Source organism: Vibrio sp. 10N.222.55.B11, assembly GCF_041473705.1.
Classification (GTDB): Bacteria; Pseudomonadota; Gammaproteobacteria; order Enterobacterales; family Vibrionaceae; genus Vibrio; species Vibrio crassostreae_C.
The window spans coordinates 38203-61613 of the sequence record NZ_JBFRST010000063.1 but is presented as its reverse complement, the minus strand read 5'-3'; the positions used below and the strand labels follow the sequence as shown (position 1 = coordinate 61613).

23 protein-coding genes are annotated in these 23411 nt (G+C 46.1%); 11 read left to right on the top strand and 12 right to left on the bottom strand.

All coding sequences use genetic code 11. From position 1 onward, the window contains the following. Nucleotides 1-7: 7 nt before the first annotated feature. Together AB4503_RS21715 and AB4503_RS21710 are read right to left on the bottom strand one after the other, a co-directional pair. Entirely contained in the window at nucleotides 8-319 is a 312-nt protein-coding gene (locus AB4503_RS21715; protein ID WP_372115707.1) for a hypothetical protein, read from the bottom strand. Nucleotides 320-327: 8 nt separating this feature from the next. Next, nucleotides 328-582, bottom strand: coding sequence for a hypothetical protein (locus tag AB4503_RS21710; protein WP_372115706.1), 255 nt, complete (start codon nucleotides 580-582; stop codon nucleotides 328-330). 108 nt (nucleotides 583-690) lie between these two features. Here AB4503_RS21710 and AB4503_RS21705 point away from each other — a divergent pair, with 108 nt between their 5' ends. The 5 genes from AB4503_RS21705 to AB4503_RS21685 all read left to right on the top strand — a co-directional run bounded on the left by AB4503_RS21705 (nucleotide 691) and on the right by AB4503_RS21685 (nucleotide 5261). Beyond that, a complete protein-coding gene (locus tag AB4503_RS21705) occupies nucleotides 691-1401 on the top strand; it encodes a phage repressor protein (protein ID WP_029405664.1) in 711 nt (236 codons plus the stop codon). Continuing rightward, complete coding sequence (locus AB4503_RS21700; RefSeq protein WP_008221331.1) at nucleotides 1398-2426, top strand: tyrosine-type recombinase/integrase; 1029 nt, start codon at nucleotides 1398-1400, stop codon at nucleotides 2424-2426. Before AB4503_RS21705 ends, AB4503_RS21700 begins: the two co-directional genes overlap by 4 nt. A 96-nt stretch (nucleotides 2427-2522) precedes the next feature. Continuing rightward, nucleotides 2523-3509 (top strand): serine/threonine protein kinase, encoded by a 987-nt coding sequence (locus tag AB4503_RS21695; RefSeq protein WP_017058781.1) that lies wholly within the window; start codon nucleotides 2523-2525, stop codon nucleotides 3507-3509. 55 nt (nucleotides 3510-3564) lie between these two features. Then, entirely contained in the window at nucleotides 3565-4164 is a 600-nt protein-coding gene (locus AB4503_RS21690) for a thiol:disulfide interchange protein DsbA/DsbL (protein WP_017063015.1), read from the top strand. A gap of 140 nt (nucleotides 4165-4304) precedes the next feature. After that, nucleotides 4305-5261 carry a DUF2860 domain-containing protein gene (locus tag AB4503_RS21685; RefSeq protein WP_017066751.1) on the top strand — a complete coding sequence of 319 codons (957 nt, stop codon included), beginning with the start codon at nucleotides 4305-4307 and terminating at the stop codon, nucleotides 5259-5261. A 62-nt stretch (nucleotides 5262-5323) separates the two neighbouring features. Here the strand turns inward: AB4503_RS21685 and AB4503_RS21680 are convergent, their stop codons facing one another. Then, on the bottom strand, nucleotides 5324-6847 hold the full coding sequence (locus AB4503_RS21680; protein WP_017058783.1) for a YifB family Mg chelatase-like AAA ATPase: 1524 nt from the start codon (nucleotides 6845-6847) through the stop codon (nucleotides 5324-5326). A 472-nt stretch (nucleotides 6848-7319) separates the two neighbouring features. Between AB4503_RS21680 and ilvG the strand changes: the two genes are divergently transcribed. The 5 genes from ilvG to ilvA are packed head-to-tail and all read left to right on the top strand — an operon-like array spanning nucleotide 7320 to nucleotide 13656. Beyond that, entirely contained in the window at nucleotides 7320-8966 is a 1647-nt protein-coding gene (gene ilvG / locus AB4503_RS21675) for an acetolactate synthase 2 catalytic subunit (RefSeq protein ID WP_102321080.1), read from the top strand. A 1-nt stretch (nucleotide 8967) separates the two neighbouring features. After that, nucleotides 8968-9252, top strand: coding sequence for an acetolactate synthase 2 small subunit (gene ilvM / locus AB4503_RS21670; RefSeq protein ID WP_017055442.1), 285 nt, complete (start codon nucleotides 8968-8970; stop codon nucleotides 9250-9252). Nucleotides 9253-9264: 12 nt separating this feature from the next. Beyond that, nucleotides 9265-10233: a branched-chain amino acid transaminase gene (locus tag AB4503_RS21665; RefSeq protein ID WP_017063017.1), complete on the top strand. Its 969-nt coding sequence runs from the start codon at nucleotides 9265-9267 to the stop codon at nucleotides 10231-10233. Nucleotides 10234-10266: 33 nt separating this feature from the next. Then, a complete protein-coding gene (gene ilvD, locus AB4503_RS21660; RefSeq protein ID WP_065584155.1) occupies nucleotides 10267-12108 on the top strand; it encodes a dihydroxy-acid dehydratase in 1842 nt (613 codons plus the stop codon). Between the two features lie 3 nt (nucleotides 12109-12111). Next, nucleotides 12112-13656: a threonine ammonia-lyase, biosynthetic gene (ilvA, locus tag AB4503_RS21655; RefSeq protein ID WP_102429012.1), complete on the top strand. Its 1545-nt coding sequence runs from the start codon at nucleotides 12112-12114 to the stop codon at nucleotides 13654-13656. Between the two features lie 100 nt (nucleotides 13657-13756). On the opposite strand, the gene punR is transcribed toward ilvA, so the two are convergent. Continuing rightward, the gene (gene punR, locus AB4503_RS21650) at nucleotides 13757-14671 is read right to left on the bottom strand and encodes a DNA-binding transcriptional activator PunR (RefSeq protein ID WP_017067697.1); all 915 of its coding nucleotides are present in this window, start codon (nucleotides 14669-14671) and stop codon (nucleotides 13757-13759) included. Between the two features lie 163 nt (nucleotides 14672-14834). On the opposite strand from punR, the gene punC reads away from it, so the two are divergent. Next, nucleotides 14835-16046, top strand: coding sequence for a purine nucleoside transporter PunC (punC, locus tag AB4503_RS21645; RefSeq protein ID WP_017063021.1), 1212 nt, complete (start codon nucleotides 14835-14837; stop codon nucleotides 16044-16046). A 124-nt stretch (nucleotides 16047-16170) separates the two neighbouring features. Here punC and glmU read toward each other — a convergent pair whose 3' ends face one another. The 8 genes from glmU to atpE form a co-directional block, all read right to left on the bottom strand. Beyond that, entirely contained in the window at nucleotides 16171-17532 is a 1362-nt protein-coding gene (gene glmU / locus AB4503_RS21640; protein ID WP_017063022.1) for a bifunctional UDP-N-acetylglucosamine diphosphorylase/glucosamine-1-phosphate N-acetyltransferase GlmU, read from the bottom strand. 182 nt (nucleotides 17533-17714) lie between these two features. Next, complete coding sequence (locus AB4503_RS21635; RefSeq protein ID WP_004735742.1) at nucleotides 17715-18137, bottom strand: F0F1 ATP synthase subunit epsilon; 423 nt, start codon at nucleotides 18135-18137, stop codon at nucleotides 17715-17717. Nucleotides 18138-18155: 18 nt separating this feature from the next. Then, nucleotides 18156-19559 (bottom strand): F0F1 ATP synthase subunit beta, encoded by a 1404-nt coding sequence (gene atpD / locus AB4503_RS21630; RefSeq protein WP_017058792.1) that lies wholly within the window; start codon nucleotides 19557-19559, stop codon nucleotides 18156-18158. Between the two features lie 34 nt (nucleotides 19560-19593). After that, entirely contained in the window at nucleotides 19594-20460 is an 867-nt protein-coding gene (atpG, locus tag AB4503_RS21625) for a F0F1 ATP synthase subunit gamma (RefSeq protein WP_016794171.1), read from the bottom strand. 48 nt (nucleotides 20461-20508) lie between these two features. Beyond that, a complete protein-coding gene (atpA, locus tag AB4503_RS21620) occupies nucleotides 20509-22050 on the bottom strand; it encodes a F0F1 ATP synthase subunit alpha (RefSeq protein WP_372115705.1) in 1542 nt (513 codons plus the stop codon). Nucleotides 22051-22063: 13 nt separating this feature from the next. After that, nucleotides 22064-22597 (bottom strand): F0F1 ATP synthase subunit delta, encoded by a 534-nt coding sequence (gene atpH / locus AB4503_RS21615; protein WP_010433233.1) that lies wholly within the window; start codon nucleotides 22595-22597, stop codon nucleotides 22064-22066. A 15-nt stretch (nucleotides 22598-22612) separates the two neighbouring features. Next, entirely contained in the window at nucleotides 22613-23083 is a 471-nt protein-coding gene (gene atpF, locus AB4503_RS21610; protein WP_010433231.1) for a F0F1 ATP synthase subunit B, read from the bottom strand. A gap of 59 nt (nucleotides 23084-23142) precedes the next feature. Further along, the gene (gene atpE, locus AB4503_RS21605) at nucleotides 23143-23400 is read right to left on the bottom strand and encodes a F0F1 ATP synthase subunit C (protein WP_004411110.1); all 258 of its coding nucleotides are present in this window, start codon (nucleotides 23398-23400) and stop codon (nucleotides 23143-23145) included. Between the last annotated feature and the right edge of the window lie 11 nt (nucleotides 23401-23411).

Below are 23411 nucleotides of genomic sequence, written 5' to 3'. Positions count from 1 at the left end.
CCCCTCCCTAAGAATCACATTCAGTGTGGTGAATACGAGTCGCGTCAGTCTTTTTATCAAGGTTGCGATAACGCTGTCGTCTTAACGCAGCTCTTAACTTTCTGGTCTGCATTACGTGCGTTAGCATAGTCTCTCTAGTGCCGCAATTAGCCCATCTTAAGTTGCTCCCAACTAGCCTAAAAACATTGCCGGCACGCTTACTGCCCAACTCCGACTCTAGAAGCGATATATCGACTTTTATACCCGTAATAGAAAATGTGCTCATTGCGGTTTTTATACCCGCCGTAAAATTACGAAACTCTTTTGATGTTTTCATCATTGCCCCCCTTAAATCGCTGAACGCCAGTCTTGATATTTAGACGCCTGTTCTTCTGCTAACTGGTCAATAGCTCGCATATTGATTAACACTCGACGTGCATCACTTGAGCTTTCACGCTTCAAAAGTGGAAGCTGACCGCGCTTAACCTGCATTCGGACAGCATTCAAAGACAACCCTGTTAGGTCTGCATACTTTTCAGGCGTCACAAAAGACCCATAAAAACCGTTAACTTCATTCATTTCTGTTTGTTTATGACCTACCATGACTTAAACACTCCAATAGTTAGTTAAAGAACCAACCAAGTGGTTCGTTAAGGTTCTATTGGATTTAAACATATTTATTGTGGTTTTCAAAGGTTCTTAAGGGTAATTATGAAAGAGTGGATAATGAGTGATTTGTTAATTGAGCTAGAAGGGATGCCAAACTCAATTACGGGGATAGGACAAAAAGCAAGAAGAAACAAATGGTTAAAAAGAAAAGCCATTGGTCACGCACGTGCTGTTGAGTACCATATTTCAAATTTTCATCCCGACATACAAAAGCAAATAATTGAGAAGTTAGTCACAAACCCTCTTGAGCGTGAAAAACTATTAAAAAAAGACTGGACGATACCACCGAGCAATGCGCATGGCTTAAGGCCACTCGATGATTTTGAAGATTGGGCGAAGCTGCCTGTTTATGATGTACACGCAGCAGCAGGGGCAGGAGCCTTGATTGAATCAGAGTATCAAATAGGGGTTTTCAGCTTACCCGTTGAGCTACTTCACGAATACGGCCTTAAGCCTTGCTATAGCTCTATTATTTTTGTCGATGGTGATTCAATGGAGCCAACGTTAAGCCACAAAGACAGGTTACTTGTTGATATTCGAGAGCAACAACATCCTGTAGCAACTGGCGTTTATGTGATTCGCATAGATGAAGCTGTTTACGTGAAGCGTTTACAGTGGGATATAGAAAACGGCCTCTACAAAGTAATCTCTGACAACCTGAGATACCCTGCTTTTAGTATCAACCATCAGAATGGGCGAAATTTCAAAATAATAGGTAAAGCGGTTGCCCCTGTTATGAAGAAGATCATATGAGCGTTAAGAAAGACGGCGAAAAATGGCTTGTTGATTTAAGGCCATCCGGAAGAAGCGGCAAGCGTTTTAGACGTAAGTTTGATAAAAAGTCAGAGGCTTTAGCCTATGAGAAACACATACTTTCGACACATCACAATAAAGAGTGGTTAGGTCTACCCGACGACAAACGGCTACTCTCTGAGTTAGTCGAAATATGGTGGATTAAGTCAGGCCAACTTAAACGAACGGCAAGCAACTATAGAAAAAAGTTAGACCTGGTATGTCGTGAGCTTGGTAATCCACCCGTCAATAAAATCAATAATGCGATGGTTAGCAATTGGCAACTGAATAGAATGTCTAAAGGGCAAAGCGCAAATACAGTCCGCCGATTAACATCGTGTCTAAGTAATGTTTTTACTGTACTGATTGAAACGGGTGACTTCAACGCACCTCACCCGTTAAAAGACCTCAAACAACCCGCCCCTAATCGGTCTGAAATGACTTATTTAACAACCTACCAAATAGATGCGTTGTTATCAGCGGTACAATCGCACCCTGAACTATCCAAGATAGTAGACATTTGTTTGTCTACTGGTTCACGGTGGAGAGAAACCGTAACTCTAAAGCCAATGAACCTAAGCCCCTATAGGATTAGATTCACCAACACAAAAACAGGCAAGCCTCGAACTGTTCCTATTAGTGAAGAGTTATATAAAAAGTTGCAAACCAATGTAAGTGGAAACTTGTTTTCATATGACCCGCAAAAAGAGCTATATGAGATTATGGATTCATTAGAGTTCAATTTACCGAAAGGGCAAAAGGTTCACGTATTACGGCACACTTTCGCGAGTCACTTTATTATGAACGGCGGTAACATTCTTACGCTAAAAGAAATCCTAGGCCATGCTAGTATTACCCAAACAATGGCTTATGCTCATTTAGCACCAGACCACCTAATTGACGCGGTAAAACTTAACCCACTAAGCAGGTTAAGAGATCCACAAAATGACCACACTCACGACCCAAAGCGACCTATTACCACATAAGACGGATTGTTAAGTGATTGTATTTAATGGCTATGAACCATTACCACCCATACTAAACAACTTGGGAAACGCTCAGTAATGAGCCTTTTTTATTCTATGACGATGCAAGCCTTTAACTTTGATAACCTGACTCCTGACTTCATGTGGTACGCACTGGAGAGCATCGGAGTTCGCGCTGAATCCGGGCTTCTCGCTCTCAACAGTTACGAAAACCGTGTCTATCAGTTCACCGATGAAGACCGTAAGCGCTACGTCGTTAAGTTTTACCGTCCACAACGCTGGAACAAGGCACAGATCCAAGAAGAGCATGACTTCGCACTCGAGCTTATCGAACAAGAGATGCCGGTTGCGCCTCCAATGCGAATCAACGGTGCAACCTTACATGAATACCAAGGCTACCTATTTGCACTATTTGAAAGTGTTGGCGGCAGACAGTATGAAGTTGACAATCTAGATCAATTGGAAGGCGTAGGACGCTTTCTTGGTCGTATTCATAAAGCCAGCGCGGGAAGAACATTCCAGCATCGCCCGACCATCAGCTTAGATGAATACCTTTATCAGCCACGTAAGATTCTAGAGAACTCTCAGTTTATCCCGACGCACCTAGAAAATGCCTTCTTCAATGACGTTGACCTTCTGATCAAAGAGCTAGAGAGCCAGTGGCCGAGCAACATTGAGAATATCCGCCTGCACGGTGACTGCCACCCTGGCAATATTTTGTGGCGCGATGGGCCAATGTTCGTCGATCTTGATGACGCACGTAACGGCCCTGCGATACAAGATCTGTGGATGCTGCTCAATGGCGAGCGCCAAGATAAGCTGATGCAACTGGATATTTTGCTAGAGAGTTACCAAGAGTTTTGCGATTTTAATACCGCACAACTGAAACTAATCGAACCACTACGCGGTCTACGTATGGTGCATTACATGGCATGGTTGGCGAAACGATGGCACGATCCTGCGTTTCCTCTGGCCTTCCCGTGGTTTAATGATCCGAAATATTGGGAGCAACAAGTACTTGCTTGTAAAGAGCAAATTGCTACCCTGCAAGAGCCACCACTTTCGTTAATGCCTCAGTGGTAACAGCAATCGCAACATACAACTAGATAAAAATTCAAACATAATGGAGATTGGATAAATGAAAAAGCTATTCGCATTTTTCTCATTGATCATGTTGAGCCTTACCGCTCACGCTGCGAAATTTAACGAAGGTGAACACTACAAAGTTCTCGACCTAGAAGCATCAAAAAAACCAATGGTGACAGAGTTCTTCTCTTTTTACTGCCCACACTGTAATAGCTTTGAGCCAATCATCCAGCAGCTAAAACAACAGCTACCTAAAGACGCTAAGCTACAGAAGAACCATGTTTCATTCATGGGTGGCAACATGGGTCTGCCAATGAGCAAAGCTTACGCGACAATGATTGCACTGAAAGTTGAAGATAAAATGGTGCCAGTGATGTTTAACCGCATCCACACAATGAACAAGCCACCACGTGATGAAGAAGAACTGCGTCAAATCTTCCTAGACGAAGGCGTTGATGCGAAGAAATTCGATGCTGCGTATAACGGCTTTGCTGTAGATTCTATGGTTCGTCGCTTCGACAAAGCATTCAAAGACAGCGGCCTTTCAGGTGTACCCGCTGTTGTGGTTAACAACCGCTACCTAGTAGAAGCTCAAGGTATCAACTCTCTTGATGAGTACTTCGAGCTCGTGAACTTCTTATTAAAGAAGTAAGCCATTGATGAAAGGAAGCTTCGGCTTCCTTTTTTTTTGCTAGTTCAAAAATCATTATTGATAAATAATTAACCTGGAAGTTTAAAGCTTTACTGCTATTAATAACCCGTCCTAAGAACCGGTGGGCAAGGAGCCCTTGAATGAAAATAAAAATAACTCTCTTGGCATTGAGCGTTGCGGCTTCTCCCGCTTTTGCCAAGCTTGCAGACCAACAAGGTTTCAGTGGTGAAATCTCTCTCAATACCGGGGTTACCTCTTCCACCTCGAACTTTAATACCGATGCTGATAGCAATCTTTCATCCACAGATCAGAAGGCTTCTTCGGAAAGCTCTTTTCTGGTTGCTCCTTTAGGTAGTGTTGCTTATACCTTTGGTGAAAAGCTAAACCATCAGGTATACACAGGTACCGCGCGAGATGATGTAGCAACAGGTACTGTAGTTCTCGAAGTCGGTTACAAATACCAACTTGAGTCAGGCATGGTGATCGACGCTTCACTGCTGCCAACCATTATGTCTGGTGAAACTTGGGCTGATCCATACAACACCACATCAGCTCGCACCAAGACCGATGAAACTGGCAATGCGTTTCGTTTGAAGCTAAGCAACATTGCGGGCTCAGCTTTCTCGCTAGACATGGCCTATGCGACCAAAGATGTCGACAAGGATGATATTCAAGATCAAGAGCTCAAACGAGATGCCAATACTCTCTACTTGAAAGGTCAATATCGCCTGCCACTTAGTCGTACCATGATGCTTATTCCATCCGTCATCTATCAAACACGTGATGCTGATGGTAAAGCTGAATCTTACGACCAATTCGGTGGTGAGGTAAGCTTGTTTGGTGGCATGGGGCGTCACAAGTACGCACTAACAGCGGGTTACAACCAACGCTCTTACGATGCGAGCAACCCGATCTACGACAAGAAACGCAGCGACGACAATATCAACCTATTCGCCGCCTATGAGTATGATCAATTCATGGATTGGGAAAACTGGTCGTTTATTTCACTGGCAGGCTACGGCACCAGCGACTCGAACATTACCTTCTACGACGAGTCTCAATATATAGTTTCAGTTGGCTTGAACTACAAGTTCTAACCTTAGCGAGTATGAACTGCAATCCAACGAAAGCCTGCATCTAAGCAGGCTTTTTCTGCTTGCTAGACAGCTTGAGCCGTGAGTTGTTTCAGCAAGCGATCCATCGCGCGATAGCCTAGCGCTTCTGATAGATGTTTCTTTTCGATCTGCTCGTTACCGTCAAGGTCGGCAATGGTTCGTGCCACCTTAATAATTCGATGATAAGCACGAATCGATAAACCCAAGCGATGTAGTGCTGTCTCAAGAAACTCTGCATCTTCGCGTCGCAGTGGGCAATACTTCTCAATTTCTCGGCTACCTAACAGTGCATTCGATTTATGGTTGCGAGATAGCATTAACTCTCGCGCCTGCCTAACCCTTTGCTTAACTACTTGAGTGGTTTCACCGCGATCACCGCCTTCGGCCAACATTCCTTTTGGCAACAGAGGTATCTCCAATGACATATCGAACCTATCCAGCAAGGGCCCAGATAAGCGATTGAGGTAACGCAGGATGATCTGTGGGTTGGCGCGCGCCTGGTTACCTTCGTAATAACCCGTTGGACTTGGGTTAAGTGCACCGACCAATTGAAAACGCGCAGGAAAACGAGTCTTGCCCGCAGCACGGGAGATAATGATCTCGCCCGACTCTAGTGGCTCTCGTAATGAATCAAGCACCTTGCGCTCAAACTCCGGCATCTCATCTAAGAACAATAAGCCGTTATGCGCTAAAGAGATCTCTCCGGGGCGAGGCACCGAACCACCACCCACTAATGCCGCCATTGAACTGGAATGGTGAGGAGAGCGAAAAGGTCGTTGCTTCCAGTTGTATTGATTGATTTCTTGTTGCGTTAACGAGGCCACCGACGCGGTTTCCATCGCTTCGTCATCACTCATTTCAGGTAATAGGTCACGCAGTCGAGAAGCGAGCATAGTTTTTCCGGTTCCGGGTGGGCCAAGAAACAATAAGTTATGATTCCCAGCAGCGGCTATCTCTAGAGCTCGCTTGCCTTGTTGTTGGCCGATAATATCTTGTAGGTCGCGAAGCACTGAAACATCAGCCTGATGATGTTCCGTTCTATATAGCCCAAGCTGAGCCTGTCCACACATGTCAGCACAAACCTCCAACAAGGTTTGTGCAGATTTATGCGCTCCCTTGCCCACCAGCGCAGCCTGATCACCGTTATGATGTGGGACAACTAAGCATCGCTCTACACTGTCGGCGGCTAACGTCGCAGGCAAAACGCCCTTTACCGAGCGAAGTTCTCCTGACAATGCCAACTCACCGATAAATTCATGTTGAGCTATTTTTGATGTCGGAAGCTGATCTGACGCCACCAAAATCCCAAGCGCGATGGGCAGGTCAAAACGGCCACCTTCTTTGGGCAAATCGGCTGGGGCGAGATTAACCGTGATTCTTTTCGATGGAAACTCAAAGCGAGAATTGATGATCGCGCTTCTCACTCGGTCTTTAGATTCCTTGACCGTTGTTTCAGGTAGACCCACCAGCGTGAAGCCAGGCATTCCGTTGCTTATATGCACCTCAACGGTCACTTCTGGCGCCTCTACACCCACACTAGCTCGGCTATGAATTATCGCGAGTCCCATAACTTTCCTTTGTCTTTGATTTAAAAGTATTCGCTCTGGATATTCGTTGCTCACCAAAGCGATAAGGTTGTTATATAGCTTGGTGGAATGGTATTTTAATGTGAAAAAAGAATGACATTTCCCTTGTCATGCGGCAGATTTGTGTGATAACACTAGAGATGTAGACATTTACTGAAGACAATAAACGAGAAAACTCGAATATTATGATTTTTAACGCTCGCATTTACGCACTGATTAACCTGATTATCGTAGTCATTATTAAGACTGCGCGGGGGCGAGTGGGAAGAAAGTAACCACGAATTAGAAAAAACCCCCGCACTGACAAGTCCGGGGGTTTTTTCTAATTTAAACATTCGATTTTTATATTTTTGAGCATTTTCGGCTTTGCCGATTTACAGGAAGAATGGGAGCACAAGATGTGCAGAGACAAAGGAAACAGTTACCAAAATAAAGGTAATACGGGAGAATTCCGATGAAAGGCGCAGAACTAGTCGTATCCGCACTCAAGCAACAAGGAATTGAGACCGTATTTGGTTACCCCGGTGGTGCCATCATGCCAATCTACGATGCACTCTATGACGGCGGGGTTGAACATATCCTATGTCGCCATGAGCAAGGCGCCGCTATGGCCGCGATCGGCATGGCTAGAGCAACACAAGATGTCGCTGTTTGTATGGCAACCTCGGGACCAGGTGCAACCAACCTAGTCACTGGCCTTGCTGATGCCTTTATGGATTCAATCCCATTGGTTGCTATCACAGGTCAGGTTGCAAGTTCCCACATTGGTACCGATGCATTCCAAGAAATGGATGTGATTGGTATGTCTCTGTCATGTACTAAACACAGCTACCTAGTAACTGATATTGAAGAGCTAGCTCCAACCCTCGCTGAAGCGTTTGTGGTAGCAAAGTCTGGCCGCCCTGGCCCGGTTATCGTCGATATCGCTAAAGACGTTCAACTAGCAGAAGCACCTGTTAACGCTCTTCCTGAATTTACTCCACCCGCAATTCCTGTTGCGACAACTGATGCCATTGAACAGGCACAGTACTTTTTGTCTCAAGCGACCCGTCCTGTTTTATACGTAGGTGGTGGTGTTCAACTTGCTAAAGCAACCGATGCGGTTCGTGAGTTTTTACGCCTAAACCCAATGCCAGCAGTAAGCACACTGAAAGGCTTGGGCACTATCGAACGTGACGACCCACACTACCTTGGCATGCTGGGTATGCACGGCACTAAAGCCGCTAACCTTGTGGTTCAAGAGAGTGACCTGTTGATTGTTGTCGGTGCTCGTTTTGATGACCGAGTAACTGGCAAACTCGATACCTTTGCGCCGCATGCTAAGGTTATCCATATCGATATCGATGCCGCTGAGTTCAGCAAACTGCGTCTTGCCAATGCGCCAATTCGCGGTGACATCAACAAGATCATGCCTCAACTAGAGCTAAGCCAAGACATCTCCTCTTGGGTTCATCACTCTGAAGGTCTTCGTAGCTCATTCAAATGGCGTTACGACCACCCTGGTGATCTGATTTTTGCTCCACTGCTGTTGAAGCAACTGTCAGACATGATGCCAGCAAGCTCTATCGTATCGACTGATGTGGGCCAACACCAAATGTGGGCAGCTCAGCACATTCAGCCTCGCGATCCACAGAACTTCATTACCTCTGCCGGTTTAGGCACCATGGGCTTTGGCTTGCCAGCTGCAATGGGTGCATCGGTTGGGCGTCCTGACGACCAATCTATACTTATCTCTGGTGACGGCTCGTTCATGATGAACATTCAAGAGCTTGGCACATTGAAGCGTCGTCAGATCCCAGTGAAGATGGTACTGCTTAATAACTCTCGTTTGGGCATGGTTCGCCAATGGCAATCGCTGTTCTTTGATGGCCGCCACAGTGAAACTATCTTAGATGACAACCCTGATTTCGTGATGCTCGCGAAAGCGTTCGATATCCCGGGCAAAACCATCACTCGTAAAGAAGAAGTAGAACCAGCATTGAAAGAGATGCTAGAGAGCAAAACCGCTTACCTACTTCATGTTCTTATCGATGAAGAAGAAAACGTATGGCCACTAGTACCGCCAGGTGCTTCAAACAGTGAGATGTTGGAGAACACATAACATGAAAAGATACCTATTAGACATCAAAGCCGATGATAAGCCTGTACTACTAGAGCGTGTTCTTCGTGTTATCCGCCACCGTGGCTTCATTGTTAAGCAAGTTGCGGGCACTCAAAACCACGAAAGCAAAGTGGCGAGTGTTGAGATCATCGTAGACAGTGACCGTCCGATCTCGTTCTTGGTAAACCAAATCGAAAAGCTGTGGGATGTACGTACCGTTGACGTTATCTCGATCAGCCGTAATGAACTGCCAAACAACAACTTACAACAAAAGATAAACGCATAAGGAACCGCAAACATGACAGCTAAAACAGCAGACTATATTTGGTTTAACGGTGAGATGGTTCCTTGGGCAGAGGCGAACGTTCACGTCCTGACTCACGCAATGCACTACGGTACTTCTGTGTTTGAAGGTGTTCGTTGTTACAACACACCAAAAGGGCCGGTTATCTTCCGTCACCCTGAACATGCTAAGCGCCTAAAAGACTCAGCAAAAATCTATCGCTTCCCTATTCCTTACACTGAGGAAGAAATTATGGAAGCGACTCGCGAAACGCTACGCCAAAATAAGCTAGAGTCAGCGTACATCCGCCCTCTAGGTTTCGTAGGTAACGTTGGTTTGGGTGTCTGCCCGCCAGAAAATACTGAGATGGAACTGATCATCGCTGCTTTCCCTTGGGGGTCTTACCTAGGCGAAGAAGCACTAGAAAACGGCGTTGATGCAATGATTTCTAGCTGGAACCGTGCCGCTCCAAACACGATCCCAACCGCAGCAAAAGCCGGTGGTAACTACCTATCTTCACTATTAGTTGGTGGCGAAGCTCGCCGTCATGGTTACGATGAAGGCATCGCACTGAGTGTTGATGGTTACCTTTCTGAAGGGGCTGGTGAGAACATCTTTGTGGTACGTAACGGCGTGCTATCCACACCACCAGCGACCAGTGCGATTCTGCCGGGTATCACGCGTGATTCGATCATGACACTAGCAAAAGACATGGGTTATGAGATCCGTGAAGAGAACATTGCTCGTGAAGCGCTATACCTTGCCGATGAAGTATTCATGACAGGCACAGCGGCGGAAATCGTTCCGGTTCGCAGCGTAGACAAAATTACAGTAGGTGAAGGCAAACGCGGTCCTATCACTGAAAAAGTTCAAGCGGCTTACTTTGGTCTATTCAATGGAACCACTGAAGATAAGTGGGGCTGGTTAGACTACGTTTACCCAGCAGACCAAACTTCAGAAAACCAAACGCAAACAACTAAGTAAGCAACAGCCAAATATTTTATAAGGATTTAAGCAATGCCAATCTATCGTTCAGCAACGACTACCCACGGACGCAACATGGCTGGTGCGCGCGCTTTATGGCGTGCAACTGGCGTTAAAGATGATGACTTCGGTAAGCCAATCATCGCAGTTGTAAACTCTTTCACTCAATTCGTACCAGGCCACGTTCACCTTAAAGATATGGGTCAATTGGTAGCAGGTGAAATCGAGAAAGCGGGCGGTATCGCTAAAGAATTCAACACCATCGCAGTTGATGATGGTATCGCAATGGGTCACGGTGGCATGCTGTACTCACTGCCATCACGTGAGCTTATCGCAGACTCAGTAGAGTACATGGTGAATGCTCACTGTGCGGATGCGATGGTATGTATCTCTAACTGTGACAAAATCACTCCGGGAATGATGATGGCTGCAATGCGCCTTAACATCCCAGTGATCTTTGTATCAGGCGGCCCAATGGAAGCAGGTAAAACCAAGCTTTCCGATCAAATCATCAAGTTAGACCTTGTTGATGCAATGATTCAAGGTGCCGATCCAACGATTTCTGATGAGCAAAGTGAGCAAGTAGAACGTTCTGCGTGTCCGACATGTGGTTCTTGTTCAGGTATGTTCACGGCTAACTCAATGAACTGTCTAACTGAAGCGCTAGGCCTATCTCAGCCTGGTAACGGTTCTATGCTAGCAACGCACGCTGACCGTGAAGAGCTATTCATCAATGCTGGTAAGCGTATCGTTGACCTGACTAAGCGTTACTACGAGCAAGATGACGCATCAGCACTGCCTCGTAACATCGCGAACCGCGCAGCCTTTGAAAATGCAATGGCTCTAGATATCGCAATGGGTGGCTCGAGTAACACCGTTCTTCACCTATTGGCAGCAGCTCAAGAAGGTGAAGTCGACTTTGATATGGGTGATATCGACGAGATGTCTCGCCGCGTTCCACACCTATGTAAGGTTGCGCCTTCAACACCTAAATACCACATGGAAGACGTTCACCGCGCTGGTGGTGTTATGGCTATCCTAGGTGAACTAGACCGCGCAGGCCTACTGAACAACCAAACTCGCACTGTACTTGGCCTAAGCATGCAAGAGCAGCTAGCTCAATACGACATCATGCAGACAGAAGACGAAGCGGTACTTAAGTTCTTCCGCGCGGGCCCAGCAGGTATTCGTACCACCAAAGCCTTCTCACAAGATTGCCGTTGGGATCGTCTTGATGACGACCGTAAAGAAGGTTGTATCCGTACTAAAGAGAATGCATTCAGCCAAGAAGGTGGCCTAGCCGTACTTTCAGGCAACATCGCCGTTGACGGTTGTATCGTTAAGACAGCAGGTGTTGATGAAGAGAACCTGAAATTCCAAGGTCCTGCTATCGTATTTGAAAGCCAAGATAGTGCTGTTGATGGCATCTTAGGTGGCAAAGTGAAAGCGGGCGAAGTGGTTGTTATTCGTTACGAAGGTCCTAAAGGTGGTCCGGGCATGCAAGAAATGCTTTACCCAACCACTTACCTAAAATCTATGGGTCTAGGCAAGTCTTGTGCTCTATTAACAGATGGTCGTTTCTCGGGTGGTACATCGGGTCTGTCTATCGGTCACGCTTCTCCAGAAGCAGCAAGTGGCGGTGTGATTGGTCTAGTAAACACTGGCGATATCATCACTATCGACATCCCTAGCCGTTCGATCACACTTGATGTGCCTGAAGCTGAACTAGAAGCGCGTCGTGTTAAGCAAGACGCACTAGGCTGGAAACCAGAAAACCGTCAGCGTGAAGTGTCTTTCGCACTGAAAGCTTACGCAAGCATGGCGACCAGTGCCGACAAAGGCGCCGTGCGTGATAAGTCTAAGCTAGAGGGCTAGTCTATGAGTGATGACACGGTCAGTCCCCAAAAACAAACTGGCGCAGATTATCTGCGTCAGATCCTGAGAGCGCCAGTTTACGAAGCCGCAATCGTGACACCTCTGCAAGAGATGCCTCGCTTAAGTGCTCGCATTGGTAATCAGGTTCAGCTAAAGCGTGAAGACCGTCAGCCGGTCCACTCGTTCAAGCTACGTGGTGCCTACAACATGGTATCAAGCCTTTCAGAGCAACAGAAAGCCGCAGGTGTGATTGCAGCATCGGCAGGTAACCATGCTCAAGGTATGGCGCTGTCCGGTTCTAAGCTTGGTATTCAAACCACGATTGTGATGCCAAAAACCACACCAGACATCAAGGTTGATGCGGTACGTGGCTTTGGCGGTAACGTAGTTCTACACGGCAGCAACTTTGATGAAGCTAAAGCTGAAGCAGAACGCCTTTCCGCTGAACATGGCTACACCTTTGTGCCTCCATTCGATCACCCATTGGTGATCGCCGGACAGGGCACCATGGGTATGGAAATGCTTCAGCAAAATGGTCACATGGATTACATCTTTGTGCCTGTCGGTGGTGGTGGTTTGGCTGCGGGTGTTGCCGTGCTAGTTAAGCAATTGATGCCGGAAATAAAAGTCATCGCGGTTGAACCTGAAGATTCATCTTGCTTGAAAGCAGCACTGGATGCCGGTGAGCCAGTAGTACTGGATCAAGTCAGCATGTTTGCCGATGGCGTTGCGGTTAAGCGCATTGGTGAAGAGACATTCCGTCTGTGTCAGCAGTACATCGATGGTCACATTGCCGTGTCTAGCGATGAGATCTGCTCTGCGGTCAAAGACATCTTTGAAGACACTCGTGCGATTGCCGAGCCTTCTGGTGCGCTTGCTCTGGCTGGTTTAAAGAAGTTTGCAGAGCAGAACCAACTGCAAGGCAAACAACTGGCAACTGTACTTTCTGGTGCTAATACCAACTTCCATGGTCTGCGTTATGTCTCTGAACGTTGTGAACTAGGTGAGAAGCGAGAAGGTCTACTTGCGGTTACGATTCCAGAGCGACAAGGAGCATTCCTAGAGTTCTGTAATATTATTGGTGGTCGAGCGGTAACTGAGTTTAACTACCGCCACAACGACGAAAGCCTAGCGAATATCTTCGTTGGTGTACGCCTACAAGGTGGTCAAGAAGAACTCGAACACATCATCAATGACTTACGTGAGGGCGGCTACCCGGTTGTCGATCTCTCTGATGATGAGATGGCAAAACTGCACATTCGTTACATGATTGGTGGCAAACCATCAAAACCATTGAAAGAGCGCCTATACAGCTTCGAGTTTCCTGAATACCCAGGAGCATTGATTAAGTTCCTTGATACCTTAGGTACCCATTGGAATATCAGCCTGTTCAACTACCGTAACCACGGCGCTGATTACGGCCGTGTATTGTGTGGATTCGAACTGGATGATGATGATTTAGCTCAGTTCTCAACACATCTACGAGAGCTTGGCTATCAGTGTAAAGATGAAACCGATAACCCTTCCTACAAGTTCTTCTTGTCATAAGAGTTAACGACCGAATCAAAAAAGAGCGAGTATTTACTCGCTCTTTTTATTGGTGCTGATTCAGCTCAAGCTTGAAAAGGATCTTCTTGTAAACAGATCATTAGATCGCCTTGCGATGATCCAACCAATCTTGGTGAAGTTGCTCACTCGATCCTAGGTACTTCACCATCCATTCGATCAGTTTATGGTTATCGTCTTTTCGCCATACCAAACAACAATGACTCTGCGGACTCGGTTCAGGCAGTATTTTCTCCACCAGCAGGCCTTGTTCGATAATTGGCGCGGCAATGTGCCTTGGCATATAACCCACTCCTACTCCATTTTTAAGACACTCTATGGCGCTATACCAGTTGGGTAACAACAGGCGTCTTTGACTTGAGTAGTGACCTGTGTGTCGCTTGGGGAGCACACTAGAGGTATCGTCCAAACATATCGCGGGATACTGGCTAACAAATTCTTCGTTGAGGTTTTGCTCTCGCACACACGGGTGACTTGGCGACATTACAAACGCCCAATCTAGGCGTCCCATATCTTTAACCTCAAAGTCGCCACCGACCGGTATCGCTGAGGTTGCGCCAATCACAATATCCGCTCTGCCCTGTGCAATCGCTTCCCAAGAGCCATTAAACACCTCCATGTTGATCTGAAGCTCTGCAAACTCAAAGGTTTGGTAGAACTCTTCAATCATCGGCTTCATTTTGTCGAGCTTAACCACGTTATCGAGCGTCAGACGCAAGGTTTTCTTCCAACCTCGAGCTGCTCGACGAGTCTGGGCACTGACCTCTTCCATTTGCCTCAGTAGTGCACGCGCCTCTTCAATGAACAGTTCACCTGCCGGAGTGAGCTCAACCTTTCTCGGTAAACGCCTGAAAAGCAGCACATCCAGTTCTTGTTCGACCTGTCTGACACCATAACTGATCGCCGAGGGCACTTTGTGCAACTGCTCAGCCGCCGCGGTAAAACTGCCCAAGCGCGCTACCGTATCGAGCATTTCTAAAGAGGATTTAGAGAACATAAGCCTTCAAATTTTTTGATTGATAACCACATATTTTAGCGTTTTATTTTATCAGGTCTGAAAAATAGAATGTCAGCATAAATAAACAGGGGCTTTCACTTCTGTATATCAAACAATTTTTTTGATGATAAAAACATCACTACCTTTAGCTTAATGGCATCTTATGAATATTTCTAAATTTCAATTGGTCTACCTTGCAGTTCTTTCAATGCTTGGCTTTATTGCGACCGATATGTACCTTCCTGCATTTAAGGCAATGGAAGTTGATTTCGCAACCGGCCCAGAGCAGATTGCCCTGTCTTTAACGGTATTCCTTGGCGGTATGGCAATGGGTCAGCTTCTTTGGGGTCTGGCGAGTGACAAGTATGGTCACCGTAATACGCTGGCGGTTGGTCTTGTTATCTTTACTGCAGCTTCATTCGGCTTAGCATTCAGCACCGAGGTATGGCATCTACTGACACTGCGCTTCATTCAAGCGATCGGCGTATGTGCTCCTGCGGTAATCTGGCAAGCAATGGTTATCAAGCGTTACTCACAAAGCAGTAGCCAACAAATTTTTGCAACCATCATGCCTTTGGTTGCGCTATCTCCTGCATTAGCACCTCAGCTAGGTGTGTTACTGGCGGATAGCTTTGGCTGGCACAGCATCTTCATCACATTAACCTTGATGGGTGCACTGCTAGTGGCGACAACAATGGCTCAACCAAAAGAAGCGCCTGAAGTAAAACAGACATCGATTAAGACAGACATCAAGATGTTGCTTAAATCAAAGCCTTACATGGGTAATGTTTTAATGTTTGCATCAGCATCTGCCGCGTTCTTCGCTTACCTAACGGGTATGCCAGAGATCATGGCTCAGCTAGGTTATGAAGCAAAAGACATCGGTTTGAGCTTCATCCCACAGACAATCGCGTTCATGGCGGGTGGTTACTTCGGTAAGCAAGCGGTGAAGAAATATGGCGATGGTGTTGTACTAAGAAATCTTATCGGTTTGTTCAGCGTAGCAGCGATGCTTATCTTTATTGCATCACAATGGGAACTGACGTCAATCTGGCCTCTACTAGCACCTTTCTGTTTGATTGCTGTCGCAAACGGTGCTCTTTACCCAATCGTAGTAAACCGTGCCCTATCAAGCGCTAAACAAAGCCCAGCAACAGCTGCTGGCCTACAAAACAGCCTGCAAATCAGTATCAGTGGCCTATCAAGTGCATTGGTCGCAGCAATGGCGAGCCAAGCACTAAGCGCGACGGGTATTGCAGTTGTGATCTGTTTGGGTGCATTGTGGGTTGGTTATATTGTTTCGAACAAAGAGCTTTCTGAACACTTCGCGACACCAGACAACTCTCGAGTGGTCGCTGACGAGAAACAAGACTAATTTCTGGATTAACGAAAACAAAAAAGAGCGAGATTACTCGCTCTTTTTTTATATCTAGATAAATAAGAAAAAGCCAGTAGCGGTACTACTGACTTTCATTTAAATCATCTTATTTATTAAGAGACTACTTTTTCTTAGTCGGACGCTGCCAGTCAGCAATCTTACGTTCTTTCGCACGGCTGATAACCAGCTCATTTTCAGAAACATCGCGTGTTACGGTAGAGCCAGCTCCAACGGTAGCACCATTACCAATCGTAACAGGCGCGATTAATTGGCTGTCTGAACCAACGAATACGTCATCACCAATTATGGTCTTAAACTTATTCGCCCCATCGTAGTTACAAGTAATTGCACCCGCACCCACGTTTACGCGCTGACCAATTTCAGCATCCCCAAGATAAGTCAGGTGGTTGGCTTTAGAGCCTTCGCCAAGGCGAGTGTTCTTCACTTCAACAAAGTTACCGACGTGCGAATCGTTACGCATGTCTGCACCAGGGCGTAGGCGAGTAAATGGACCAACCGTACAGTCTTCACCAACAGTCGCTCCTTCGATTACGCTGTATGGACGAATAACTGTGTTGTCATCGATCTCACAGTCTTTCAGCACGCAGCCAGTGCCGATAACCACGTTATCGCCAATGCTTACGCTGCCTTCGATGATAACGTTAGTATCAATCTCAACGTCCATACCGCACTGCAGTTCACCACGCAGATCAAAGCGGCTTGGGTCGCGTAGCATCACGCCTTGCTTCAATAGCTTATCGGCTTGCGTAGCTTGGTAAGCGCGCTCTAGGCGAGCCAGTTGCGAACGATCGTTAACGCCTTCCACTTCAATTGGGCTTACTGGGTGTACCGCTTCAACTGCACGACCTTCGTCGTGAGCCGCAGCGATAACGTCAGTCAGGTAATATTCACCCTGTGCGTTGTCGTTGCTTAGACCTGACAACCAGCGCTTCAGATCGCCACCAGTCGCCACCATAACGCCGGTATTGATCTCTTTGATAAGCTTCTGCTCATCCGTTGCATCTTTCTGTTCAACGATAGCCACAACAGGGCCATTACGACGAATAATACGTCCGTAGCCCATCGGGTTGTCTAACACGACAGTAAGTAGCGCGATGCCACCGTTTGGTTGAGCGTCTAATAGGTTTTCAATGGTTTCAGGTGAGATTAGTGGAACATCACCGTAGAGCACCAATACTTTTTCATCATCAGCGAAATGTGCAGATGCTTGATCCACAGCGTGACCTGTGCCGAGCTGTTCAGCTTGCAGTGCCCAGTTTACAGATTCTTCAGCTAAGGTAGCCTTCATCTGATCACCACCGTGGCCGTAAACCAGGTTGATGTTTTGAGCGCCTAGACCATTACATGTATCGATAACATGCTTCACCATTGGCTTACCCGCAAGTGTGTGCAGAACCTTTGGTGTGTTTGAATACATGCGAGTGCCTTTGCCCGCCGCGAGAATTACCGCGCTAAACTTCATTGTAAACCTATCCAACGTTATTTTTATTAAGCCGATATTGTAACCGTTTTTGGGCAAAAAATTAAATCGCAATAACCATTTAACCAGTAGTGATACGTAAAAGAAGCATTTTTGAGAATCTAAAAATGCAAAAAGGCGACCCTTAGGTCGCCTTTATCTCAGAGTCTGTAATCTTAAAAAGATTAACGACGCTGTTTTGTCAGTTCGATAACTCGTAACTGAGCAATGGCTTTAGCCAGTTCACCGGCCGCTTGTGCGAAGTCTATGTCGCCATGCTGATTTTGGATATTCTCCACAGCCTTGCGTTTAGCTTCTTCCGCCTTTGCTGCGTCTAGCTCTTCACCACGGATAGCTGTATCAGCCAGTACAGTCGCTGTACCAGGCTGAACTTCTACCATACCACCAGAAACATAAATAATTTCTTCGTGGCCGTGCTGCTTAACAATACGCACCATACCAGGCTTGATAGCGGTCAGCAGTGGAGTGTGACCATGGAAAATACCAAGCTCACCCTCACTACCGGTCACCTGAAACGTCTCAACAAGACCAGAGAAAATTTGTTTCTCGGCACTTACAACGTCTAGGTGAAAGGTTATTGCTGCCATATCGCCTCCTAGTTAGCCTTATAGCTTCTTAGCATTCTCGATAGCTTCGTCAATTGCACCACAGTACATGAACGCTTGCTCTGGAATGTCATCGTATTCACCAGATAGAAGACCTTGGAAGCCACGTAGAGTCTCTTTAAGAGGTACGTAAATGCCTGGGTCACCTGTAAATACTTCCGCTACGTGGTAAGGCTGAGTTAGGAACTTCTCAATCTTACGAGCACGAGATACAACTTGCTTATCTTCTTCAGATAGCTCGTCCATACCTAGGATAGCAATGATATCTTTCAGCTCTTTATAGCGCTGAAGAGTAGACTGAACGCCACGAGCGATGTCGTAGTGCTCTTGTCCAACTACCAATGGATCCAGTTGACGTGAAGTAGAATCTAGCGGGTCGATCGCAGGGTATAGACCCATAGATGCGATGTTACGGTTAAGTACAACCGTTGCATCCAAGTGAGCGAACGTTGTTGCTGGAGACGGGTCAGTCAAGTCATCCGCAGGTACGTATACCGCCTGTACAGACGTGATAGAACCAGCTTTAGTTGACGTGATACGCTCTTGTAGAACACCCATTTCTTCAGCCAGTGTAGGTTGGTAACCTACCGCAGAAGGCATACGACCTAGAAGTGCTGATACTTCAGTACCTGCTAGTGTGTAACGGTAGATGTTATCAACGAACAGTAGAACGTCACGACCTTCGTCACGGAAGCGCTCTGCCATTGTTAGGCCAGTCAGGGCAACACGTAGACGGTTACCTGGTGGCTCGTTCATCTGACCGTAAACCATCGCTACTTTTGATTCTTCAGGTTTTTCGATGTTTACAACACCTGCTTCCTGCATCTCAAAGTAGAAATCGTTACCTTCACGAGTACGCTCACCTACACCTGCAAATACAGATAGGCCTGAGTGTTGAAGTGCGATGTTGTTGATAAGTTCCATCATGTTAACGGTCTTACCTACACCAGCACCACCGAATAGACCGATTTTACCACCCTTAGCGAATGGACAAATCAAGTCGATTACTTTAACACCAGTTTCTAGAAGAGCTGTCTCGTTAGACTGCTCTTCATAGCTTGGAGCTTCACGGTGAATGGCGTAATGCTCTTCAGCACCAATCTCGCCACACTCATCAATCGCGTCACCTAGGACATTCATGATACGACCCAATGTCTTAGTACCTACTGGTACTGAGATTGGAGCGCCAGTATTTTCAACTGTCAAACCACGACGTAAACCATCAGAGCTACCCATTACGATTGCGCGAACTACGCCACCGCCAAGTTGTTGCTGAACTTCAAGAACTAGACGTTCTTGTACTTCATTAACATTCAGAGCGTCGTATACACGAGGTACTTCACCCTGTGGGAACTCTACGTCGACTACCGCACCGATGATCTGTACGATCTTACCTGTAGCCATCGTTAATCCTCTAACTATTTAGTTTTACCTAAGCTTAAACCGCAGCTGCGCCTGAAACGATCTCAGAAAGTTCTTGTGTAATCGCCGCTTGACGCGCTTTGTTATACACAAGTTCTAAGTCATCAATAATGTCACCAGCGTTATCTGTTGCTGATTTCATTGCAATCATTCGAGCCGCTTGCTCACAAGCAAGGTTCTCAACCACACCTTGGTACACTTGAGATTCGACATAGCGAACCAGTAGTGCATCTAGTAGTGGTTTTGGCTCGGGCTCATAAATGTAGTCCCAAGAATGACTGCGTTTCATTTCTTCGCTGTCTGATTTAGGCAAAGGAAGTAATTGATCGATCGTTGGTTCTTGAACCATAGTGTTTTCAAACTTGTTGAACACTACGAACAGGCGATCTAATTCGCCTTCATCATATTTCTTCAGCATAACGCTTACAGAGCCAATCAAGTCTTCAAGGCTTGGGCGATCGCCCAGACCAGAAACTTGAGCTGCTACTTTCGCGCCGCTGTTGTTGAAAAATGCTGTCGCTTTTGAACCTACAATTGCAAGTTCAACGTCAGCACCTTTCTCAGACCAATCTTTCATGTCGTTCATGGCTTTTTTGAACAAGTTAATGTTCAAACCACCACAAAGACCACGGTCTGTAGAAACGATGATGTAACCAACACGTTTGGCTTCACGTTCCTCAAGATAAGGATGCTTATACTCGAGGCTACCATTAGCCAAATGACCGATCACTTTACGCATTGTTTCTGCATATGGACGAGTAGCTTCCATTGCGTCTTGAGAACGACGCATTTTTGAAGCTGCTACCATTTCCATTGCTTTCGTAATCTTCTGTGTGCTTTTAACACTACCGATTTTATTACGTATCTCTTTTGCGCCGGCCATCGTTACTCTCCGTTAATGGTATGAGGTGGCCCTAAGACCACCTACCAATTACCAGGTCTGGGTTGCCTTGAAATCGTCAACAAGCTTCTTCAGCTCAGCTTCGATTTCTTTATTGAAAGCACCCGTTGTGTCGATCTGTGTTGCTAGATCGGCATATTGACCACGAGCAAACGACAGTAAAGCAGCTTCAAAGTCTAGAACTTTAGAAAGTTCAACGTCTTGAAGGTATCCACGCTCTGCAGCGAAGATTACTAGAGCTTGGTCAAATACAGACATAGGAGCGTATTGCTTCTGCTTCATCAGTTCTGTAACTTTTTGACCGTGGTCTAGCTGCTTCTTAGTCGCTTCATCAAGATCCGAAGAGAACTGAGCAAATGCTGCAAGTTCACGGTATTGAGCTAGAGCAGTACGGATACCGCCAGATAGCTTCTTGATGATTTTAGTCTGCGCCGAACCACCTACACGAGAAACTGAGATACCAGGGTCAACAGCTGGACGTACGCCCGCGTTGAATAGCTCAGTTTGTAGGAAGATCTGACCATCGGTAATCGAGATTACGTTCGTCGGTACGAATGCAGATACGTCACCAGCTTGCGTTTCGATGATAGGAAGAGCAGTTAAAGAACCCGTCTTGCCTTTCACTTCGCCTTTAGTGAATTCTTCTACGTAGTGTTCGCTTACACGAGCAGCACGCTCTAGTAGACGAGAGTGAAGGTAGAAAACATCACCAGGGAACGCTTCACGACCTGGTGGACGCTTAAGCAGTAGTGAGATCTGACGGTAAGCGACAGCTTGCTTAGATAGATCATCATAAACAATCAGTGCATCTTCACCGCGATCACGGAAGTATTCACCCATCGCACAACCAGCATACGGTGCAAGGTATTGCAGCGCTGCAGATTCAGAAGCCGATGCAACAACAACAACAGTGTTTGCTAGTGCGCCGTGCTCTTCTAGTTTGCGAACTACGTTAGCAATAGTCGACGCTTTTTGGCCGATAGCTACGTAGATAGAGAAAATACCAGAATCTTTTTGGTTAATAATCGCATCGATCGCCATTGCTGTTTTACCAGTCTGACGGTCACCGATAATAAGTTCACGTTGACCACGACCGATAGGGATCATTGAGTCAACAGACTTGTAACCAGTTTGAACAGGTTGATCTACCGATTTACGGTCGATTACACCTGGTGCGATAATTTCTACAGGCGAAGTCAATTTAGCTTCGATTGGACCTTTACCATCAATTGGCTCACCTAGCGTGTTTACAACACGACCAAGCATTTCAGGACCTACTGGTACTTCTAGAATACGACCAGTACCTGTAACTTTCATGCCTTCCTGTAGGTCAGCATACGGGCCCATTACAACAGCACCAACCGAATCACGGTTCAAGTTCAGTGCTAGCGCGTAACGGCCACCCGGTAGTTCGATCATTTCACCTTGCATCACGTCCGCTAGGCCGTGGATGCTAAGGATGCCATCGCTTACAGAAACGATAGTACCTTCATTGCGAGCTTCACTAACAACGTCGAAAGATTCAATACGTTGTTTAATTAGATCGCTAATTTCAGTGGAATTAAGTTGCATGCTCCAATCCCCATTAAGACTGCAATGCATCGCTCAGGCGGTCTAAACGACTGCGCGCTGAGTTATCGATGACTAGGTCTCCGGCTCGAATAATAACTCCACTAAGTAGAGTCTCATCTATACTGCAATTCAGCTGAACTTTGCGCGCAAGGCGCAGTTCCAATTTGCTGATAATGCTTGTGCGTTGTTCTTCAGAAAGTTCAACAGCTGAAGTAACTTCAACGTCGATCTCTTTCTCATACTCTTTTTTGAGTATAAAGAACTCTTTACAAACATCAGGAAAAGCCATTAAGCGGCCATTCTCTGCCATCACTTTAATTAAGTTCTGGCCGAATTCATCAAATTGTTCGCCACAAATTACAATGAATACTTCAGCTAATTTTTCAGCAGTCATAGAACCGCTTAATAAATTGTGAACATCATCATTTTGTGCCACTTCGGCAGCAAAAGTAAGCATTTGACCCCATTGGTCTAGCTCACCTTTATCTACCGCAAAGTCAAACGCTGCTTTAGCATAGGGGCGTGCGATTGTAGTCAAATCAGACATATACAGCCCCTTGCTTTAAAGTTTTGCAGTAATGTTGTTAAGAAGATCATCGTGTACATCTTTATCGATTGTACGCTCAAGGATTTTCTCAGCACCAGCTATAGCCAGAGTTGCGACTTGTTTGCGCAGGTCATCACGGGCACGTGTACGCTCTGCTTCAATTTCTGCTTCAGCTTGCGCTAAGATTTTCTGGCGTTCTGCCTGAGCTTCTTCGCGTGCTTCATCAATAATTTGAGCTTTACGTTTGTTTGCCTGATCAATAACCTCAGTTGCAGTGCGCTTTGCTTCTTTCATTTGCTCAGAAGCGTTGGCTTGTGCCAGGTTCAAGTCTTTAGCAGCGCGTTCAGCGGCTACAAGACCGTCAGCAATTTTTTTCTGACGTTCTTCAATTGCTTGCATGATTGGTGGCCATACATATTTCATGCAGAACCAAACAAACAGTGAAAAAGCAATTGCTTGACCTAGCAGAGTTGCGTTCATATTCACAACAGCTACCCCTCGTTAAGAATCAACTACAAAAATTTAATTAACTATTAAAGAGTTAATTAGCCTGCTAGTTGACCAACAAATGGGTTAGCAAACGTGAATAGTAGTGCGATTACGATACCGATCATTGGAACAGCATCCAGTAGACCAGCGATGATGAACATCTTAACTTGTAGCATTGGAGCCATTTCAGGTTGACGCGCAGCGCCTTCTAGGAATTTACCACCAAGAATAGCAAAACCAATTGCAGTACCTACGGCACAAAGACCAACAATAATAGCAACAGCGATTGCTGAAAAACTTAGTACAGTTTCCATTTACGTTCTCC

Coding starts and splice junctions, on each gene's coding strand:
- glmU (WP_017063022.1), bottom strand. CDS start 17,532: ATGAAGTTTAGCGCGGTAATTCTCGCGGCGGGCAAAGGCACTCGCATG.
- AB4503_RS21680 (WP_017058783.1), bottom strand. CDS start 6,847: ATGGGACTCGCGATAATTCATAGCCGAGCTAGTGTGGGTGTAGAGGCG.
- AB4503_RS21715 (WP_372115707.1), bottom strand. CDS start 319: ATGATGAAAACATCAAAAGAGTTTCGTAATTTTACGGCGGGTATAAAA.
- ilvA (WP_102429012.1), top strand. CDS start 12,112: ATGAGTGATGACACGGTCAGTCCCCAAAAACAAACTGGCGCAGATTAT.
- punR (WP_017067697.1), bottom strand. CDS start 14,671: ATGTTCTCTAAATCCTCTTTAGAAATGCTCGATACGGTAGCGCGCTTG.
- atpD (WP_017058792.1), bottom strand. CDS start 19,559: ATGGCTACAGGTAAGATCGTACAGATCATCGGTGCGGTAGTCGACGTA.
- AB4503_RS21685 (WP_017066751.1), top strand. CDS start 4,305: ATGAAAATAAAAATAACTCTCTTGGCATTGAGCGTTGCGGCTTCTCCC.
- punC (WP_017063021.1), top strand. CDS start 14,835: ATGAATATTTCTAAATTTCAATTGGTCTACCTTGCAGTTCTTTCAATG.
- AB4503_RS21665 (WP_017063017.1), top strand. CDS start 9,265: ATGACAGCTAAAACAGCAGACTATATTTGGTTTAACGGTGAGATGGTT.
- AB4503_RS21690 (WP_017063015.1), top strand. CDS start 3,565: ATGAAAAAGCTATTCGCATTTTTCTCATTGATCATGTTGAGCCTTACC.
- AB4503_RS21695 (WP_017058781.1), top strand. CDS start 2,523: ATGACGATGCAAGCCTTTAACTTTGATAACCTGACTCCTGACTTCATG.
- atpA (WP_372115705.1), bottom strand. CDS start 22,050: ATGCAACTTAATTCCACTGAAATTAGCGATCTAATTAAACAACGTATT.
- AB4503_RS21700 (WP_008221331.1), top strand. CDS start 1,398: ATGAGCGTTAAGAAAGACGGCGAAAAATGGCTTGTTGATTTAAGGCCA.
- atpH (WP_010433233.1), bottom strand. CDS start 22,597: ATGTCTGATTTGACTACAATCGCACGCCCCTATGCTAAAGCAGCGTTT.
- AB4503_RS21635 (WP_004735742.1), bottom strand. CDS start 18,137: ATGGCAGCAATAACCTTTCACCTAGACGTTGTAAGTGCCGAGAAACAA.
- AB4503_RS21705 (WP_029405664.1), top strand. CDS start 691: ATGAAAGAGTGGATAATGAGTGATTTGTTAATTGAGCTAGAAGGGATG.
- atpG (WP_016794171.1), bottom strand. CDS start 20,460: ATGGCCGGCGCAAAAGAGATACGTAATAAAATCGGTAGTGTTAAAAGC.
- ilvM (WP_017055442.1), top strand. CDS start 8,968: ATGAAAAGATACCTATTAGACATCAAAGCCGATGATAAGCCTGTACTA.
- AB4503_RS21710 (WP_372115706.1), bottom strand. CDS start 582: ATGGTAGGTCATAAACAAACAGAAATGAATGAAGTTAACGGTTTTTAT.
- atpE (WP_004411110.1), bottom strand. CDS start 23,400: ATGGAAACTGTACTAAGTTTTTCAGCAATCGCTGTTGCTATTATTGTT.
- ilvG (WP_102321080.1), top strand. CDS start 7,320: ATGAAAGGCGCAGAACTAGTCGTATCCGCACTCAAGCAACAAGGAATT.
- ilvD (WP_065584155.1), top strand. CDS start 10,267: ATGCCAATCTATCGTTCAGCAACGACTACCCACGGACGCAACATGGCT.